Below are 17,061 nucleotides of genomic sequence, written 5' to 3'. Positions count from 1 at the left end.
TGTCCTCGTTGCGCGGGAAGGCTCGGGCGCCGTGAGCCGCGTCGGCCCGGGGACGGGCGGGGTGCGGCGCCCCTGGGGCAGACTTCGGCGTCGGTCATGGCGAAGATATGACGCCGCGTGCCGCAACCGGGATCGGATTCGCCGCGGAGATTGGCCCGAAGCGGCGCCGTTGACAACCATCCGACCCACTCTTATCTGAACCGAGCCGTTACGCGTGCCCGAAGGGCGCGGGAGCGGCCGGTCGTGCGCGGTCTCGAGCGTCGTCCGACCGAGGTGGGTCCGGGTCGCGCCGGATCGGCGTCATCTCTTCGTCGTCGGATCGGATCCATCAGGGTCGCAGCCGCCGAAGTCGGGCGGCGACGGTTCGCGACGACGACTCGCCTCTCGACGGCCCCCCGCGCCTCCAGCGGGGACGGACGACACGCCGCCTGTGCCACGCAATTGAGGAAGGGCCACGATGATCGGCCTCGGAACGCTCGCCAAGAAGCTCTTCGGCTCCGCCAACGACCGCAAGGTCAAGGCCTACCGCCCGCGCGTCGATGCCATCGCCGCCCTCGAGCCCGAGATCGCCGCGCTCTCCGACGACGCCCTGCGCGCCCGGACCGCCGCCTTCCGCGAACAGCTCGCCGCAGGCACGCCCCTCGACGACCTCTTGGTGCCCGCCTTCGCCACGGTGCGCGAGGCCGCCAAGCGGGTGATCGGCCAGCGCCACTACGACGTCCAGATGATCGGCGGCATGGTCCTCCACGAGGGCAAGATCGCCGAGATGAAGACCGGCGAAGGCAAGACCCTGGTCGCCACCCTGGCGGTCTACCTGAACGCCCTTCCCGCCAAGGGCGTCCACGTGGTCACCGTCAACGACTATCTCGCCAAGCGCGACTCGGAGTGGATGGGCCAGATCTACCGCTTCCTCGGGCTGACCACCGGCGTCATCGTCCACGGCATGAACGACGACGAGCGCAAGGTCGCCTACGCCTGCGACGTCACCTACGGCACCAACAACGAGCTCGGCTTCGACTACCTGCGCGACAACATGAAGTACGAGTTCGTGCAGATGGTCCAGCGCGGCCACCCCTATGCGATCGTCGACGAGGTCGACAGTATCCTGATCGACGAGGCGCGCACCCCGCTGATCATCTCCGGTCCGCTCGACGACCGCTCCGACCTCTACAACACCATCGACAAGTTCATCCCGGGCATGACGCCCAAGGTCGATTACGAGATCGACGAGAAGCAGCGCACCACCTCCTTCACCGAAGTCGGCATGGAGAAGATCGAGCGCGCGCTGGCCGGTGCCGGCCTGCTCAAGGGCGACGGCCTCTACGACGTCGAGAACGTCACCGTGGTCCACCACGTCAATCAGGCGCTCAGGGCCCATACGCTGTTCCAGCGCGACAAGGACTACATCGTCAAGAACGACGAGGTCGTCATCATCGACGAGTTCACCGGCCGCATGATGCCCGGCCGCCGCTATTCGGAAGGCCTGCATCAGGCGCTCGAGGCCAAGGAACGGGTCACCGTCCAGCCCGAGAACCAGACGCTCGCTTCGATCACCTTCCAGAACTATTTCCGCATGTACGAGAAGCTCGCCGGCATGACCGGCACGGCGCTGACCGAGGCCGACGAGTTCCTCGACATCTACAATCTCGAAGTCATCGACATTCCGACCAACATGCCGGTCAGCCGCGCCGACGACGACGACGAGGTCTATCGCACCGCCGCCGAGAAATACCGGGCGATCATCCGCTTGGTGAAGGACTGCCACAGCCGCGGTCAGCCGATCCTGGTCGGCACCACCTCGATCGAGAAGTCCGAACTGCTCGCCGAGGAACTGATCAAGGAAGGCTTCGCCCAGATCGACCTGACCGCGCCGGGCGCCATCGCCCAGCTCTACAAGGGCGCCGAGGGCGAGAAGGTGTTCACGGTGCTGAACGCCCGCTACCACGAGCAGGAGGCGGTGATCGTCTCCCAGGCCGGCCTGCCCGGAGCGATCACCATCGCCACCAACATGGCCGGCCGCGGCACCGACATCCAGCTCGGCGGCAACGCCGACATGCGTATCCGCTACGAGCTCGCCGACATGCCCGAAGGCCCAGAGCGCGAGGCCGCCGCCCAGGCGATCCGCGCCGCGGTCACCGTGTTGAAGGACAAGTCGATCGCCGCCGGCGGCCTGTTCGTCCTCGGCACCGAGCGCCACGAGAGCCGGCGCATCGACAACCAGCTGCGCGGCCGCTCCGGCCGTCAGGGCGACCCCGGTCACTCCAAGTTCTTCCTGTCGCTGCAGGACGACCTGATGCGCATCTTCGGCACCGACCGCATGGACGGCATGCTGCAGAAGCTCGGCCTCCAGGAGGACGAGGCGATCGTCCATCCCTGGATCAACAAGGCGTTGGAGAAGGCGCAGCAGAAGGTCGAGGCCCGCAACTTCGACCTGCGCAAGAACATCCTGAAGTTCGACAACGTCATGAACGACCAGCGCAAGGTGGTGTTCGAGCAGCGCGTCGAACTGATGACCGGCGAGGACGTCGGCGAGACCATCACCGGCATGCGGCACGACGTCGTCCACGATCTGGTCAAGAAGCACATTCCCGAGAACGCCTATCCCGAGCAGTGGGACGTCGCCGGCCTCCACGAGGAACTCGTCGAGATTCTCTCGGTCGAACTCGCCGTCGACGCCTGGGCCAAGGAAGAGGGCATCGCCGAGGAAGAGGTGATCCACCGCGTGACGGAAGCCGCCGACGCGATCATGGCCGACAAGCTCGAACGCTTCGGTGCCGAGACCATGGCCTATGTCGAGAAGGCGGTGCTGCTGCAGACCCTCGACCACCTGTGGCGCGAACACCTCGTCACCCTCGACCACCTGCGTCAGGTGATCGGCTTCCGCGGCTACGCCCAGCGCGATCCGCTGAACGAGTACAAGACCGAGGCCTTCACGCTGTTCGAGGCTCTGCTGTCCGGCCTGCGCCGCGCCGTCACCACCCAGATGATGCGCATCGAACTGGTCCAGCCCGAGCCGACCCCGGAGACCACCGGCCTGGAGACCCGCCATCTCGACGCCGGCACCGGCCGCGACGAGTTCACCGGTCAGGCCCCGCTCGGCCGCGCCGTCGATCCCAACGATCCCTCGACCTGGGGTCCCGTGGCGCGCAACGCCCCCTGCCCCTGCGGCTCCGGCAAGAAGTACAAGCACTGCCACGGCGCCTTCGTCTGAGGCCGCCGAAGCGATCCGAACGAGACCGAGGCCGCCCGGCACCCGACGGGCGGCCTCTCGCGTCTGTCGGACCGACCGTGGGGCCTCCGAGCGGTCGCCCGCCACGGCTCCGGCACAACTCGCCGTCCGCCCCCGACCCCAATGTGCGAGGCCGCCGGGTTGCCCTCGGCGGCCTCGCACATTGGGGTCGGGACGGCGCCCGCCGCAGCGGGAGCCGGTCAGCCGCCGAAAGGATTGATCCGCTTCCACAGCGGCCGGTCTTCGGCCGGCGCTTCGACCGGCACGGGGGCCGGCACCGCCGACTGCATCGCCGCGGTGCGCACCGCCCCGGGCCGGGCCGCCGGAACCGGCACGTCGATCGGCCGGACGGCGGAGGCATCGATCGCCGAAGACGCGGCGTCCGGCGTCGACGTCGCGCCGAAGCCGAACAGGTGGGTTGTCAGGCCCCCCGACGTCGGGGCGGCCGGAGCGGGTTCGGTCGCCGCAGCGGCCATCTGCACGCCGGCGAACACCGACGGCGAGGCCTTGGGCAGCGGCACGTCGATGGGCGTGAGGCCCACGGACCCGGTGGTGTCCGGCGCCGGTGCGCCGAACCAGGCGGCGATCGCCGTCCCGCCCTGAGGCTTGGACTTCTCGAACTTCTCGGCCACCATCCGCTCGGTTTCCTTGCGGTCGGCGTCCTCGATCTCGGCCACCGCCACGCGGAAGGCCTGATCGTCCTGCGTCTCCTTGGCCGCCACCGCGGTGGCGATCTCCGGCGCGACCTCGTAGGTCGGGCAGGCCCCGGTCGGATTGAAGGTGGTGGCCAGCGGATCCTTCGGCTTCGCGTCGAACACGTAGTGCCGATCGCAGACGTCGACCTTGGGCTCGAGATGGGTGACCTCGAAGTGGTCGTAGCCCTTCTTGATGTTCTTCCAGAAGGCCATGTTGGGGTTGCGGCGATGGCGCGCGAGGTTCTCGGCGGTCATCCGGAACGGGAAGGCCTGGACCTGGAACGACTTCTGGCCGCCGGCCAGCGCCTCGCGGGCCAGCCCGTAGATCTCTTCGACCTGCTCGTCGGTCATCACGAAACAGCCGGCCGAGCCGGTGCAGTTGCCGTGCACCATCACCGCCGCGCCGGTGCGCCCCAGCGCTCGGTCGAAAGCGTTGGGATAGCCGATGTCATAGGCCAGATGGAACTGCGAGTTGGGGTTCATCCGCCACGGCGTCACCGTGTAGAAGCCCTCCGGCGACTGCTTGTCGCCTTCCTTGATCTTCGGGCCGACGGTGCCGCCCCACGAGCACATCGGATAGCTCTTCAGGAAGGCGTAGGTGCCGGTCTTGTCGCGCTTCCAGATCTCCAGCGTCGCTTCCTGCTTGAAGGCGCGCACCAGGATCGGATCCTCCTTGCGCATGCCCTTGGAGTCCATCAGGGCGACCGTCTCGGCCTTGAGCGGCCGGATCGCCTTGGCGCCCCCGAGGGTCGACTGCATCTCGTCCTGACAGGAGGCGACCGTGAGCCCCACCGAGGCGATCGCCGCGACACGCAACACCGACTTCAACATGAACCCATCCGTCCTGAACTTCCGGTCGGCGAACCGATCCGGACGTTGCACCGAGCACCCGGCACCGCTCTCGGCACGCGGGGTCTCGGGATCACCCTAGCCCCCGGTCCCTTGCGCGATGGTTACCGAATGGCGACGATCGCAGTGGCCCACGGATCTCGATCCGCGGAACCGAGACTAACCCAAATCCTCGATCGGGGCAAAACACGGTGTGGCGGTCTCGAGATCGCCCGACGTGGTGAACGGCGGGTAAAMCGACGTCCCGAATCGGGACGGCGTGTGCCGCCTCACAGCGAGCGTCCGATCGCCAGGAACTTGTCCCACCGCACCCGCCGCAGTTCGTCCGGGCCGAGGCCGGCGAGATCGCCGAGCGCCTTGTCCAGCGCCGCGCCGGTCGCGGCAATCACCTGCGCCGGGGCGCGATGGGCGCCCCCCACCGGCTCGGGCACGATCGCGTCGATCACCTTGAATTTCAACAGGTCCTGCGCGGTGATCTTCATCCCCGTCGCGGCGTCCTGAGCGCGCGCGCTGTCGCGCCACAGGATCGACGCCGCACCTTCCGGGGAGATCACCGAATAGATCGCGTGTTCGAGCATCAGGACGCGATTGGTGGCGGCGATGGCGATCGCCCCGCCGGAACCGCCCTCGCCGATGATCACCGCGACGTTGGGCACCCCGAGCCCGAGGCAGCAGTCGGTCGACCGGGCGATCGCCTCGGCCTGGCCGCGCTCTTCCGCGCCGATGCCCGGATAGGCCCCGGCGGTGTCGACCAGGGTGATCACCGGCAGGCCGAATCGTTCGGCGGTCTGCATCAGGCGCACCGCCTTGCGGTAGCCCTCGGGCCGGGCCATGCCGAAATTGTGGGTCAGCCGCGACGCCGTGTCGGCGCCCTTCTCGTGGCCGATCACCGCCACCGGCTGGCCGCGGAAACGCCCGAAGCCGCCGACGATCGCCGCATCCTCGCCGAAGCTGCGGTCGCCCGCCATTTCGGTGAAGTCGTCGATCAGCGCCTCGACGTAGTCGACGAAATGCGGCCGGTCGGGATGGCGCGCCACCTGGGTCTTCTGCCAGGCGGTGAGCTTGAGGTAGAGGTCGGTCAGCGCCTGACCGGCCTTGGCCTCGAGCTTCTCGATCTCGTCCTTGACGTCGACCGCCTCGCCCTTGTCGACCAGCGCGCGCAGTTCCTGGATCTGGCCTTCCAGATCGGCGACCGGCTTTTCGAATTCGAGATAGCTGCGCATGTCCGCGATTCGTCCACTCGGGGATGAGAGGGACCCGAGCACCCTCCCGTCGGAGGTGTCGGATCGGGACGGGTCCGCCCCCTGCACGGCACCTGTTCGGCCCGCCCGCGAGGGACGGGCGCAACCCTGCGCGCGACCCCGATCGCGGGGGCCGCGCCGGCACCGTCGGCCCGCAAATCGCCACGCCCGCCCCCGAAAGTCAAGCGACCGGGCCGCCGCTCCGCCCCGCGCGCAGGGCGCGCCGGCCCCCTGCGGTCAATCGCCGGCCAGCGGATGGCGGCTTTCCACCAGTTCCCGCAGCCGTTCGTCGAGCACATGGGTGTAGATCTGGGTGGTCGAGATGTCGGCGTGGCCGAGCAGCTGCTGCACCACCCGGAGATCGGCGCCGTTGGCGAGGATGTGCGAGGCGAAGGCGTGGCGCAGCACGTGCGGCGACACCGCCGCGCCCGGCAGCCCGATCCGCACCGCGAGCTCCTTGAGATCGCGCGCGAAGGCCTGACGGGTGACGTGGCCGCTCTCGCTCCACGACGGGAACAGCCAGCGCGACACGCCCTTGCCGGTCACCTTCAGATGCGCCAGATGCGCGGCCATGGCGGCGCGGGCCCGCGCCGACAGGGGCACCAGCCGCTCCTTGGCGCCCTTGCCGCGCACCGTCAGGAAGGCTTCGCCGCCGCGCGCCGCCGAAGCCGGCAACGACACCATCTCCGAGACCCGCAGGCCCGAGGCATAGATCGTCTCCAGCATGGCGTGGAGGCGCAGCGCCCGCCCGCGCTCGGCCGCCCCGAGCGGCGCGCCGTCGGCACCGACCTCGCGCGCCGCATCGGCCTCGGTGGCGGCGATCAGCCGCCCGACCGCCTCGACGCTCAGCACCTTGGGCAGCGGCCGGCGCTTCTTCGGCGCGTCGACGGTGCCGGTCGGATCGTCGCTGCGGAAGCCCTCGGCATAGAGGAAGCGGTGGAACCGGCGCAGCGTCGACAAGTGCCGCGCCTGGGTCGAGGCGGCCATGCCGCGCGCCGCCAGATCGGCCATGTGGTCGGCGACGTCGACCGCGCCGGCCGCGTCGACCGCCAGGCCGCGCGCGGCGAGGAAGCTCGCGAAGTCGTCGAGATCGCGGCCATAGGCCTCGAGCGTGGCGAGCGCCACGCCGCGTTCGGCCGAGAGCATCTCCAGGAAGGTCTCGACGCGGAACCGCCCGGCCATGTCAGCGCGCCTCGAAGCGGTCCTGAGGCACACGGATGGTCATTTCGCGAGGATGCGGATCGACGAACGTCGCCAGCACCACCACGGCGGCGGCGCCGAGCCCGGTGACCACGGCGACGCCGACGAGAAACCGAACGAGGCTCGGCATCGGGATCAGTCCTTGTATCGGCGAATCGATCGCCCGGCCGAAGTATAGCCCGCCGCCAGAATCCCCGATGCGGCAGGCCGGCGCAAGGGGCCGGCGCGCAGGTGACGCTTGACGGGGAGCCGCTCGCCGGGCGAAAGCTCGCCCATCCGACGGCGGCGTCGGCGGCGGACGGACCACGGATGGGCAACGACGGCAAGCGGACGGACGTTCAACGCGCGCGGCGCATCCTCGCCGGCCTCGGCGTGCGGTCGATCGTCTTCGTCGGCATGATGGGCGCGGGCAAGACCACCGTCGGGCGCCGGGTCGCCGCGCGGCTCGACCTGCCCTTCGCCGACGTCGACGTCGAGATCGAGCGCGCCGCCGCCCAGACCATCCCCGAAATCTTCGCCGAATACGGCGAGGCCTATTTCCGCGACGGCGAGCGCCGGGTGATCGGCCGCCTGCTCGGCGAGGGGCCGCAGGTGCTGGCGACCGGCGGCGGCGCCTTCATGAACGCCGAGACCCGCGCGGCGATCGCCCGCTGTGGCGTCTCGGTGTGGATCGAGGCCGCGCCCGAAGTGCTGTTCCAGCGCCTGCGCCACAAGACCAATCGGCCGCTGCTCGCCGGCCCCGACCCGGAGGGCGCGATCCGCCGCCTCGTCGAGGAGCGTTACCCGGTCTATGCTCTGGCCGACCTCACCGTGCCGTCGCGCGACGTCTCCAAGGACGTCGTCGCCGACGAGATCGTCGCGGCGCTCGACCGCTTCTTCGCCCGCCCGCCCGCCGCCGTCGCGGCGGCGCCGAGCGCGCCCCCCGCCGGAGACTGTCCATGACCGATCCTGCCCGCGCGACCGTCGTCCCCGTCGCCCTCGGGTCGCGGGCCTACGAGATCGTCATCGGCGCCGACCTGATCGCCGCCGCCGGCGCCGAGCTCGCCCGCCGCTTCCCTGGCGCCCGCTACGCGGTGATCACCGACGAGACCGTCGCCGAGCATCATCTCGACCGCTTCACCGCCGGCCTCGCCGACGCCGATCTCGGCTATTCGACCATCGTGGTGCAGCCGGGCGAGAGCTCCAAGAGCTTCGAGACCCTCGCCAGCGTGGTCGACGGCGTGCTGTCGGCACGGCTCGAACGCGGCGACCTGCTGATCGCGCTGGGCGGCGGGGTGATCGGCGATCTGGTCGGCTTCGCCGCCGGCATCGTCCGGCGCGGTATGCGCTTCGTCCAGGTGCCGACCACCCTGCTCGCCCAGGTCGACAGTTCGGTCGGCGGCAAGACCGGCATCAACACCCGCCACGGCAAGAATCTGGTCGGCCTGTTCCATCAGCCCTCGCTGGTGCTCGCCGACACCGCGGCACTCGACACGCTGTCGGAGCGCCATCTGCGCGCCGGCTACGCCGAAGTGGTCAAATATGGGCTGATCGACGATCCCGCCTTCTTCGACTGGCTGGAGATCCACCGCGGCGAGATCTTCGCCGGCGGTCCGGCCCGCGCCGAGGCGGTGGCCCGTGCCTGCCGCGCCAAGGCTGAGGTGGTGCGCATCGACGAGAAGGAGACCGGGCCGCGGGCCCTGCTCAATCTCGGCCACACCTTCGGCCATGCGCTGGAGACCGCCACCGACTACGACGCCGAACGGCTGGTCCACGGCGAGGGCGTGGCCATCGGCATGGTGCTGGCCCACGAATTCTCGGCGCGCCTGAACCTCGCGTCGCCCGACGACGCGGTCCGCGCCGCCCGCCACCTCGCCGCCGCCGGCCTGCCGACGACGCTGGCCGAGGTGCCCGGCGGGGTCGGCACGGTCGACGGCCTGATGCAGGCGATCTTCCAGGACAAGAAGGTCAAGCGCGGCCGCCTGACCTTCGTGCTGACCCGCGGCATCGGCAAGGCCTTCGTCGCCGACGACGTGGTGCCCGAGCTCGTCCGCGACTTCCTCGCCGACAAGCTCGTCGGCTGACGGCGCCCCGTCGCCGGGGCGCCGCGCGGTCGCGTCAGGCCCGATGGATCGACAGGCCGCCGTCGACCAGCATCGCCGTGCCGGTGACGAACGAGGCGTCGTCGGAGGCGAGGAACAACGCCGCGCGCGCCAGCTCGTCGACCTCGGCGACCCGCCCCAGGGCATGCAGCGCCGCGAGATGGCCGACGGCCTCCGGCGAGGCGTTGAAGGTCCGGAACATCGGCGTGTCGACCGCCCCCGGCAACACGGCGTTGACCCGCACCTTGCGCGCTCCGTATTCGGTCGCCAGCGCCTGGGTCAGGCCGATCAGCCCCGACTTGCTCGCGGCATAGGCGGCGATTCCCGGGAAGCCGACGGTGTGCCCGACGAAGGTCGAGGTGAACAGCAGACTGCCGCCGCCGCGCGCCACCAGGGCCGGCAGCTGATGCTTGGCGCCGAGGAAGGCACTGGTCAGATTGGTCCGCAGCGCCTCGTTCCAGCCGGCGAGCTCGATCTCGGAGGTCGGCCCGGCCGGACCGAGGGTGCCGGCGTTGTTGAAGGCGACGTCGAGCCCGCCGAAGCGGTCGACCGCCAGCGCCACCAGGGCGCGCTGATAGTCTTCGTCGCCGACGTCGCCGGGCAACGCCGCGGCCTCGCCGCCGGCCGCGACGATCTCCGCCACCAGGCTCTCCAGTTCGGCGGCGCGGCGGGCGCCGACCACCACCCGCGCGCCTTCGGCTGCGAACAGCCGGGCGGTTTCCCGGCCGATCCCGGAACTGGCGCCGGTGACCAGGGCGATCTTGTCGTGAAGGCGAGGCATGGGATGGCTCCGTTGTTTGTTTAGCGATAACTAAACAAATGAACCTGTTGCCGTCCGCCGTCAATGGTATATTTAGTGGTCACTATGAAAAAAGATCCCACCGCCCCGCGGCCGAGGGGCCGCCCCCGCAAGTTCGATCGCGAGGCCGCACTCCAGATCGCCGTGCGGATGTTCTGGCGCCGCGGCTTCGAAGCGACCGGCATCCAGGATCTCGCCGACGCCATGGGTCTTGCCCCGCCCAGCCTCTATGCCGCCTTCGGCGACAAGAAGACGCTGTTCCGCGAAGCCATCGCCGCCTATCAGGCCGGTCCCGGCGCCTTCGCCCGGCGCGCCGCGGAAGACGGCGGCCCGGCGCGCGAGGTGATCGCCGCGAGCCTGCGGGCCGCCGCCCATGCCTTCACCGACGGCGAGCATCCGCCGGGCTGCATGGTGATTCTCTCCACCACCAACCACGGCCCCGGGGCCGACGACCTCGCGGCGTGGCTGCGCACCCTGCGGACCGACGGCACCCAGGCCGACTGGACCCGCCGCATCGAACGCGACGTCGCCGACGGGCTCCTGCCCGCCGGCACTGATGCCGCGGGTCTCGCCCGATTCTACATGACGGTGCTCGAAGGCATGTCGATCCAGGCCGGCGACGGCGCCGATCGCGCCGCGCTGGAGGCGGTCGCGACGCTGGCGATGACCGCTTGGCCGGCTCAGATCACCCAGTCGACGGCATCGCCGAGGATCTGACGGATCACTCGGTCGGCGGCCTCTTCCGAGGTCTCGGTCGCGGTGTCGATGCGGATCTCCGGATCGACCGGCGCCTCGTAGGGGCTGTCGATGCCGGTGAAGTGCTTCAGGGTGCCGGCCCGCGCCTTGGCATAGAGGCCCTTGGTGTCGCGCGCCTCGCAGGTGGCGAGCGGCGTGTCGACGAAGATCTCGACGAAGGCCTCGCCGCCGATCAGCTCGCGCACCATCTGCCGTTCGGCGCGGAACGGCGAGATGAACGACACCAGCACGATCAGCCCGGCGTCGACCATCAGCTTGGCGACCTCGCCGACCCGGCGGATGTTCTCGACCCGATCGGCATCGGTGAAGCCGAGGTCGCGGTTCAGCCCGTGGCGGACGTTGTCGCCGTCGAGCAGGAAGGAATGGCGGCCGAGCGCGAACAGCTTCTTCTCGACGATGTTGGCGATCGTCGACTTGCCCGAGCCCGACAGGCCGGTGAACCACAGCACCGCCGGGGTCTGGCTCTTCTGGCCGGCGCGCGCCGCCGGCGTCACGTCGATCGCCTGCCAATGGACGTTGGTCGCCCGCCGCAGGCCGAAGTCGATCATGCCGGCCCCGACCGTGGCGTTGCTGAAGCGATCGATCAGCACGAAGGCGCCGGTTTCGCGGTTTTCGGCATAGGGGTCGAAGGCGATCGCCTCGGCGAGCCCGACGTTGACCACCGCGATCTCGTTGAGCTTCAGGTCTTTGGCGGCCAGGTGCTCGAAACTGCCGACGTCGATCTTATGCCGGATGTCGGTGATCGTCGCCGGCACCGTGCGGGTGCCGCACTTCAGGAGGTAGGAGCGGCCGGGCAGCATCGGCTCCTCGGCCATCCACACCAGATGGGCGGCGAACTGGTCGGCGACCGTCGGCCGCGCCTCGACCGCGGCGAGGAGATCGCCGCGCGAGATGTCGATCTCTTCGGCCAGCGTCAGGGTCACCGCTTCCCCGGCGCGTCCCTCGTCGAGGTCGCCGTCGGCGGTGACGATCCGCGCCACCGTGCCGATCTTGCCCGACTTGGCCACCACCACCCGGTCGCCGGGCCGCACCACGCCCGAGGCGATCGTCCCGGCGAAGCCGCGGAAGTCGAGATCCGGGCGATTGACCCACTGCACCGCCATGCGGAACGGCCCGCGCAGCGCCCGCTCGGCGACTTCGACGGTCTCGAGATGGTCGAGCAGGCTCGGGCCGTCGTACCAGGGCATGCGCGGCGAACGGGTCGTGACGTTGTCCCCCCAGCGCGCCGACAAGGGCACTGCGACCAGGCTCTCGAAGCCGAGGTCCTGGGCGAAGGTCGCGAAGTCGTCGCGGATCCGCTCGAAGACGTCTCGAGAGAAGTCGACCAGATCGATCTTGTTGACCGCCAGCACCACGTGGCGGATGCCCAGCAACGACACCAGGAAGGCGTGGCGCCGGGTCTGGGCGACCAGTCCGGTGCGGGCGTCGACCAAGAGCACCGCGAGGTCGGAGGTCGAGGCGCCGGTCGCCATGTTGCGGGTATATTGCTCGTGGCCGGGGGTGTCGGCGACGATGAACTTGCGCTTCTCGGTGGTGAAGAAGCGATAGGCGACGTCGATGGTGATGCCCTGTTCGCGCTCCGCCTCGAGCCCGTCGAGCAGCAACGCCGGATCGACGTCCTCGCCGGTGGTGCCGAACTTGCGGCTGTCGCGGGCGAGCGAGGTCAGGTGGTCCTCGAACACCAGCTTGGTGTCCATCAACAGCCGCCCGATCAGCGTCGACTTGCCGTCGTCGACCGAACCGCAGGTGAGGAAGCGCAGCAGCCCTTTTCGCTCCTGCGCCGCGAGATAGGCGGCGAAGGCCTTCGGATCGTCGACCAGCGGCACGGCGTTCATCAGAAATAGCCCTCGCGCTTCTTCTTCTCCATCGACCCGGATTCGTCGTGGTCGATCAGCCGGCCCTGACGCTCGGAGGTGCGGGCGACCAGCATCTCGCGAACGATGTCGGGAAGCGTGGTGGCGTCGCTGTCGATCGCCCCGGTCAGCGGATAGCAGCCGAGGGTGCGGAAGCGCACCAGCCGCATCTCCGGCGTCTCGCCGGGGGCGAGCGGCAGGCGATCGTCGTCGGCCAGGATAAACATGCCGCCGCGCTCGACCACCGGCCGCATCGCCGCGAAATAGAGCGGCACGATCGGGATCTCTTCGGCCAGGATGTATTGCCAGACGTCGAGCTCGGTCCAGTTGGACAGCGGGAAGGCGCGGATCGATTCCCCCGGCGCGACCCGGGCGTTCCACACGTTCCACAGTTCCGGCCGCTGGTTCTTGGGGTCCCAGGTGTGGTTCGCGGTGCGGAACGAGAAGATCCGCTCCTTGGCCCGGCTCTTCTCCTCGTCGCGCCGCGCGCCCCCGAAGGCCGCGTCGAAACCGTGGGCGTCGAGCGCCTGCTTCAGACCCTCGGTCTTCATCACGTGGGTGTAGGTCGACGAGCCGTGACTGAACGGCGTCACCCCGGCACGCACGCCGTCCTGATTGACGTGGACGATCAGCTCGAGCCCCAGCCGCTTCACCGTCGCGTCGCGGAAGGCGATCATCTCTCGGAACTTCCAGGTCGTGTCGACATGGAGCAGCGGGAACGGCGGTTTGGCCGGGTAGAAGGCCTTCATCGCCAGGTGGAGCATCACCGACGAGTCCTTGCCGATCGAATAGAGCATCACCGGATTGCGGAATTCCGCCGCCACCTCGCGCAGGATGCGGATCGATTCCGCTTCCAGGCGTTTCAGATGCGAGTCTCGGGCGATCGGCATCGGCACTCCTCGAAACTGACTTCGGCCCTTAGGCGCTCCCCGCGTCCGGCGACGACGGGGTTTAGGGGGCGGGGTCCCCGGCGACAAGGCCGCCCGCCCGGCCGGCGCCGGCCGCCGCCGGATCGACGTACCCGCGATTGCCCCGCGAAAGCCCTCGGCTTTGCGTCGTCGGGCCGAATGGCGGCATGATGTTCGCCGTCGCCGACACCGGACGCAACCCCTTGCTTATTTGGCCGGCGCCCGGCCGCCCAGCCGGGCGAGCACCGCCCGTTCGCAGGCCGGATCGCCGAAGGCCAGGAAGGCCGGGTTGGCGAAGGCCCCGTCGGGCGCGTCCGCGGTCTTGCCGTAGACCAGCGGCGTGCCGTCGAACCGCACCACCGTGCCGCCCGCCGCCCGCAGCACCGCTTCGCCCGCTGCGGTGTCCCATTCCATGGTCCGCCCGAGGCGGGGATAGAAATCGGCCGCGCCCTCGGCGAGGCGGCAGAACTTGAGCGACGAGCCGACCGCCACCCGCGCCACCACCGGCAACCGGGCGAGCAGCGCCTCGGTCTCGGCCCCGGCATGCGACCGGCTGGCCATCACCCGGAAGCCCTCGACCGGCGCCGCCGTGACCGCGATCGGCGTCCAGGCGACGCCGCCGTCCGCCTCGACCCGGCCGCGCCGCGCCCCGACCCCGACCTCGCCGACCCAGATCAGCCCGAGCACCGGCGCCAGCACCACCCCGACCACCGGCCGCCCGTCCTCGACCAGCGCGATGTTGACGGTGAACTCGCCGTTGCGCGAGACGAATTCGCGGGTGCCGTCGAGCGGATCGACCAGCACGAAGCGCCGCCCGAGGGAGCCCGGCGCGTGGCCCGCCGCGCAGGCCTCCTCGGCGACCACCGGCACGCCGGTAAGACACCGCCCGAGCGCCGCGACGATGATCGCTTCCGCGGCGACGTCGGCGTCGGTGACCGGGCTGCGATCAGCCTTGGCGATCACCGCGAAGTCGCATCCATAGACCGCGAGGATCGCCGCCCCGGCCTCGAGCGCGGCGTCGGTCAGGGCGGTGACCAGGGCGGAATCGGTGGACATCGGCGCGGGGCGACCTCGTGGGAACGACAGGGCGTGCCGGTATCACGCCCGGCGGCGGCGCGAAAGCCGGCCGATCGTCGCCGCGCCGCGCCTCAGCTCGGATCGGCCTCGATCGACAGGGCGTGGACCCGCTCGGCCAGCTCCGCCGCCACCACCTCGTGGATCATGCGGTGTCGGGCGAGCCGCGACACGCCCTGGAACGCCGGCGCGACGATGCGGATCGCGAAATGGGTCTCGCCCTCCGGCAGCGCCCCGCCATGGCCGTGATGGCGCGCCGATTCGTCCTCGACCTCGAGCAGGGTCGGCGCGAAGGCGGCGGTGAGCTTGTCGATCATGCGCTGGCGATAGGTCATGGAGCGATCCCGGTCGAAACTCATTGGCGATATGTTAACGCTCCTCGCGTCGAATCCGAAACCTCGGTCGCCGCGTCGGTGACCCCGCCCTTTCGTTCGATCACGTCCTTCTCACCCCCGCGCGCGCCGTCTTGTGACGGAGGCGCCGAAACCCCATAATCGGCGGATGACTTTCGAACCCGACTTCTTCGACCGCATACGTGTCAAACCGGACCCCGAATCGGTCGCTCGGCGTCGCTTTCCCGTGTGCGAATGGGGTGGCTGCGACGCCGCCGGCTCGCATCCTGCGCCGAAGGGCAGAGGTCGCGAGGGCCAGTACCACCATTTCTGCATCGATCACGTCCGCCTCTACAACAAGTCGTACGATTATTTCTCCGGCATGCCGGACTCCGCGGTCGCCGCCTGGCAGAAGGACGCGGTCACCGGTCATCGCCCGACCTGGACCATGGGCGTCAACCCCGACACCGAGGCCGTCCGCGCCCGGCCGGCCGAAGATTTCGAGATGCCGCACGACTGGACCCGCCGCTCCGGCGATCCGCGCGTGGTGTTCGGACGGATGCGCGGACGCGTCCAGGGCGGGCCGCGCACCGAACCGGTGCGCAAGGCCAAGCCCTTGGAGAAGCGCGCCCTCACCGCCCTCGATCTCGACGAGCGCGCCTCGCCGGAAGAGATCCGCGCCCGCTACAAGGAACTGGTCAAGCGCCACCACCCCGACGCCAACGGCGGCGACCGTTCGTCGGAAGCGCTGCTCCAGGAAATCATCCAGGCCTACAAGCTGCTGCGCCAGGCCGGCGTGTGCTGATCCCGCCCCCACCCATGGCGTCGACGCATGGAAGCCATGAGCGGACCCCTCCCGTCGCACGACGGGTGACGGCACGGCTGGTGCACCGGCTCTGCGTTGGCTAAAGTCGCGCGATTGAAACCAACACTCCCCGTTCGTCGATGAAACCGACGGCGACCCGCTGGGTGCGGACGGACGGGGACGGAGGCGAGATGACGGACATCGAGAAGACTCTGGACGGGCGACCCGTCGAAGACGTGATCCGCGCCGGACTGCCCGACACCACGATCTCCGTCAAGGACACCTTCGGCTTCGAGAGCACCCTCCGGGTGCCGGCCTATTCGACGCCCGACGAGCACGTCCCGGAGATCGACCACGACTACCTGTTCGATCGCGACACCACGCTGGCCATCCTGTCGGGCTTCGCCCGCAATCGTCGGGTGATGATCACCGGCTACCACGGCACCGGCAAGTCGACCCACATCGAGCAGGTCGCCGCCCGCCTCAACTGGCCCTGCGTGCGCGTCAATCTCGACAGCCACATCTCGCGCATCGACCTGATCGGCAAGGACGCCATCGTCGTCCGTGACGGCATGCAGGTCACCGAGTTCCGAGACGGCATCCTGCCCTGGGCCTATCAGAACAACGTCGCCCTGGTTTTCGACGAATACGACGCCGGCCGCCCCGACGTGATGTTCGTGATCCAGCGCGTGTTGGAGAGCTCCGGCCGCCTGACCCTGCTCGACCAGAACCGGGTCATCCGTCCGCACCCCGCCTTCCGCCTGTTCGCCACCGCCAATACGATCGGGCTGGGCGATACCTCGGGCCTCTACCACGGCACCCAGCAGATCAATCAGGCCCAGATGGACCGTTGGTCGGTGGTCACCTCGCTCAACTACCTGCCGCACGACGAGGAGGTCGGCATCGTGCTGGCCAAGGCCAAGCACTTCGAGAACCCGGAAGGCCGCGAGACGGTCGGCCGCATGGTCCGCATCGCCGACATGACCCGCAACGCCTTCGTGGCGGGCGAACTGTCGACGGTGATGAGCCCGCGCACCGTGATCACCTGGGCGGAGAATGCCGAGATCTTCGGCGATCTCGGCTTCGCGCTCCGCGTGACCTTCCTCAACAAGTGCGACGAGACCGAGCGGCCGAAGGTCGCCGAGTTCTACCAGCGCTGCTTCGGCAAGGAATTGCCGGAGAGCGCGCTGAACGTCGTCCTGAGCTGAAGGCGCGCGCCGCCGGCGGAGCCTCACGGCC

The 17,061-nt window shown here is 69.7% G+C and carries 15 protein-coding genes; 6 read left to right on the top strand and 9 right to left on the bottom strand.

The window, feature by feature from the left end; all coding sequences use genetic code 11:
* Positions 1 to 457 precede the first annotated feature (457 nt).
* Positions 458 to 3,211, top strand: coding sequence for a preprotein translocase subunit SecA (gene secA, locus EYW49_RS04395; protein WP_131306586.1), 2,754 nt, complete (start codon positions 458 to 460; stop codon positions 3,209 to 3,211).
* A 218-nt stretch (positions 3,212 to 3,429) separates the two neighbouring features.
* Here secA and EYW49_RS04390 read toward each other — a convergent pair whose 3' ends face one another.
* The 4 genes from EYW49_RS04390 to EYW49_RS04375 all read right to left on the bottom strand — a co-directional run bounded on the left by EYW49_RS04390 (position 3,430) and on the right by EYW49_RS04375 (position 7,344).
* Entirely contained in the window at positions 3,430 to 4,755 is a 1,326-nt protein-coding gene (locus tag EYW49_RS04390; protein WP_131306584.1) for a L,D-transpeptidase family protein, read from the bottom strand.
* A 287-nt stretch (positions 4,756 to 5,042) separates the two neighbouring features.
* Positions 5,043 to 5,996, bottom strand: coding sequence for an acetyl-CoA carboxylase carboxyltransferase subunit alpha (locus EYW49_RS04385; protein ID WP_131306582.1), 954 nt, complete (start codon positions 5,994 to 5,996; stop codon positions 5,043 to 5,045).
* Positions 5,997 to 6,251: 255 nt separating this feature from the next.
* Positions 6,252 to 7,196, bottom strand: coding sequence for a site-specific tyrosine recombinase XerD (locus tag EYW49_RS04380; protein ID WP_131306581.1), 945 nt, complete (start codon positions 7,194 to 7,196; stop codon positions 6,252 to 6,254).
* A 1-nt stretch (position 7,197) separates the two neighbouring features.
* Complete coding sequence (locus tag EYW49_RS04375) at positions 7,198 to 7,344, bottom strand: histidine kinase (RefSeq protein ID WP_131306579.1); 147 nt, start codon at positions 7,342 to 7,344, stop codon at positions 7,198 to 7,200.
* Positions 7,345 to 7,523: 179 nt separating this feature from the next.
* Here EYW49_RS04375 and EYW49_RS04370 point away from each other — a divergent pair, with 179 nt between their 5' ends.
* Both EYW49_RS04370 and aroB read left to right on the top strand, forming a co-directional pair.
* Positions 7,524 to 8,156 carry a shikimate kinase gene (locus EYW49_RS04370; protein ID WP_131306671.1) on the top strand — a complete coding sequence of 211 codons (633 nt, stop codon included), beginning with the start codon at positions 7,524 to 7,526 and terminating at the stop codon, positions 8,154 to 8,156.
* Complete coding sequence (gene aroB / locus EYW49_RS04365) at positions 8,153 to 9,277, top strand: 3-dehydroquinate synthase (RefSeq protein ID WP_131306577.1); 1,125 nt, start codon at positions 8,153 to 8,155, stop codon at positions 9,275 to 9,277. The genes EYW49_RS04370 and aroB overlap by 4 nt, the downstream gene beginning before the upstream one ends.
* A 34-nt stretch (positions 9,278 to 9,311) precedes the next feature.
* On the opposite strand, the gene EYW49_RS04360 is transcribed toward aroB, so the two are convergent.
* Entirely contained in the window at positions 9,312 to 10,076 is a 765-nt protein-coding gene (locus EYW49_RS04360) for an SDR family oxidoreductase (RefSeq protein ID WP_131306575.1), read from the bottom strand.
* Positions 10,077 to 10,160: 84 nt separating this feature from the next.
* Between EYW49_RS04360 and EYW49_RS04355 the strand changes: the two genes are divergently transcribed.
* Positions 10,161 to 10,811, top strand: coding sequence for a TetR/AcrR family transcriptional regulator (locus EYW49_RS04355; RefSeq protein WP_206365377.1), 651 nt, complete (start codon positions 10,161 to 10,163; stop codon positions 10,809 to 10,811).
* Here the strand turns inward: EYW49_RS04355 and cysN are convergent.
* The 4 genes from cysN to EYW49_RS04335 all read right to left on the bottom strand — a co-directional run bounded on the left by cysN (position 10,775) and on the right by EYW49_RS04335 (position 15,020).
* Complete coding sequence (gene cysN / locus EYW49_RS04350; RefSeq protein ID WP_131306571.1) at positions 10,775 to 12,685, bottom strand: sulfate adenylyltransferase subunit CysN; 1,911 nt, start codon at positions 12,683 to 12,685, stop codon at positions 10,775 to 10,777. The genes EYW49_RS04355 and cysN overlap by 37 nt on opposite strands.
* Complete coding sequence (gene cysD / locus EYW49_RS04345; protein ID WP_131306569.1) at positions 12,685 to 13,593, bottom strand: sulfate adenylyltransferase subunit CysD; 909 nt, start codon at positions 13,591 to 13,593, stop codon at positions 12,685 to 12,687. Before cysD ends, cysN begins: the two co-directional genes overlap by 1 nt.
* A gap of 225 nt (positions 13,594 to 13,818) precedes the next feature.
* Positions 13,819 to 14,667, bottom strand: coding sequence for a 3'(2'),5'-bisphosphate nucleotidase CysQ (cysQ, locus tag EYW49_RS04340; protein WP_131306567.1), 849 nt, complete (start codon positions 14,665 to 14,667; stop codon positions 13,819 to 13,821).
* Positions 14,668 to 14,759: 92 nt separating this feature from the next.
* Positions 14,760 to 15,020: a BolA family protein gene (locus tag EYW49_RS04335; RefSeq protein WP_131306565.1), complete on the bottom strand. Its 261-nt coding sequence runs from the start codon at positions 15,018 to 15,020 to the stop codon at positions 14,760 to 14,762.
* Between the two features lie 166 nt (positions 15,021 to 15,186).
* Here EYW49_RS04335 and EYW49_RS04330 point away from each other — a divergent pair, with 166 nt between their 5' ends.
* On the top strand, positions 15,187 to 15,822 hold the full coding sequence (locus tag EYW49_RS04330) for a J domain-containing protein (protein ID WP_131306563.1): 636 nt from the start codon (positions 15,187 to 15,189) through the stop codon (positions 15,820 to 15,822).
* Positions 15,823 to 16,013: 191 nt separating this feature from the next.
* Positions 16,014 to 17,030: a cobaltochelatase subunit CobS gene (gene cobS / locus EYW49_RS04325; RefSeq protein ID WP_131306561.1), complete on the top strand. Its 1,017-nt coding sequence runs from the start codon at positions 16,014 to 16,016 to the stop codon at positions 17,028 to 17,030.
* Positions 17,031 to 17,061: the final 31 nt, after the last annotated feature.

Source organism: Siculibacillus lacustris (assembly GCF_004328075.1).
Taxonomy (GTDB): domain Bacteria; phylum Pseudomonadota; class Alphaproteobacteria; order Rhizobiales; family Ancalomicrobiaceae; genus Siculibacillus; species Siculibacillus lacustris.
The sequence above is the reverse complement of the archived record's forward strand: the minus strand, read 5'-3'. Positions and strand labels throughout refer to the sequence as shown.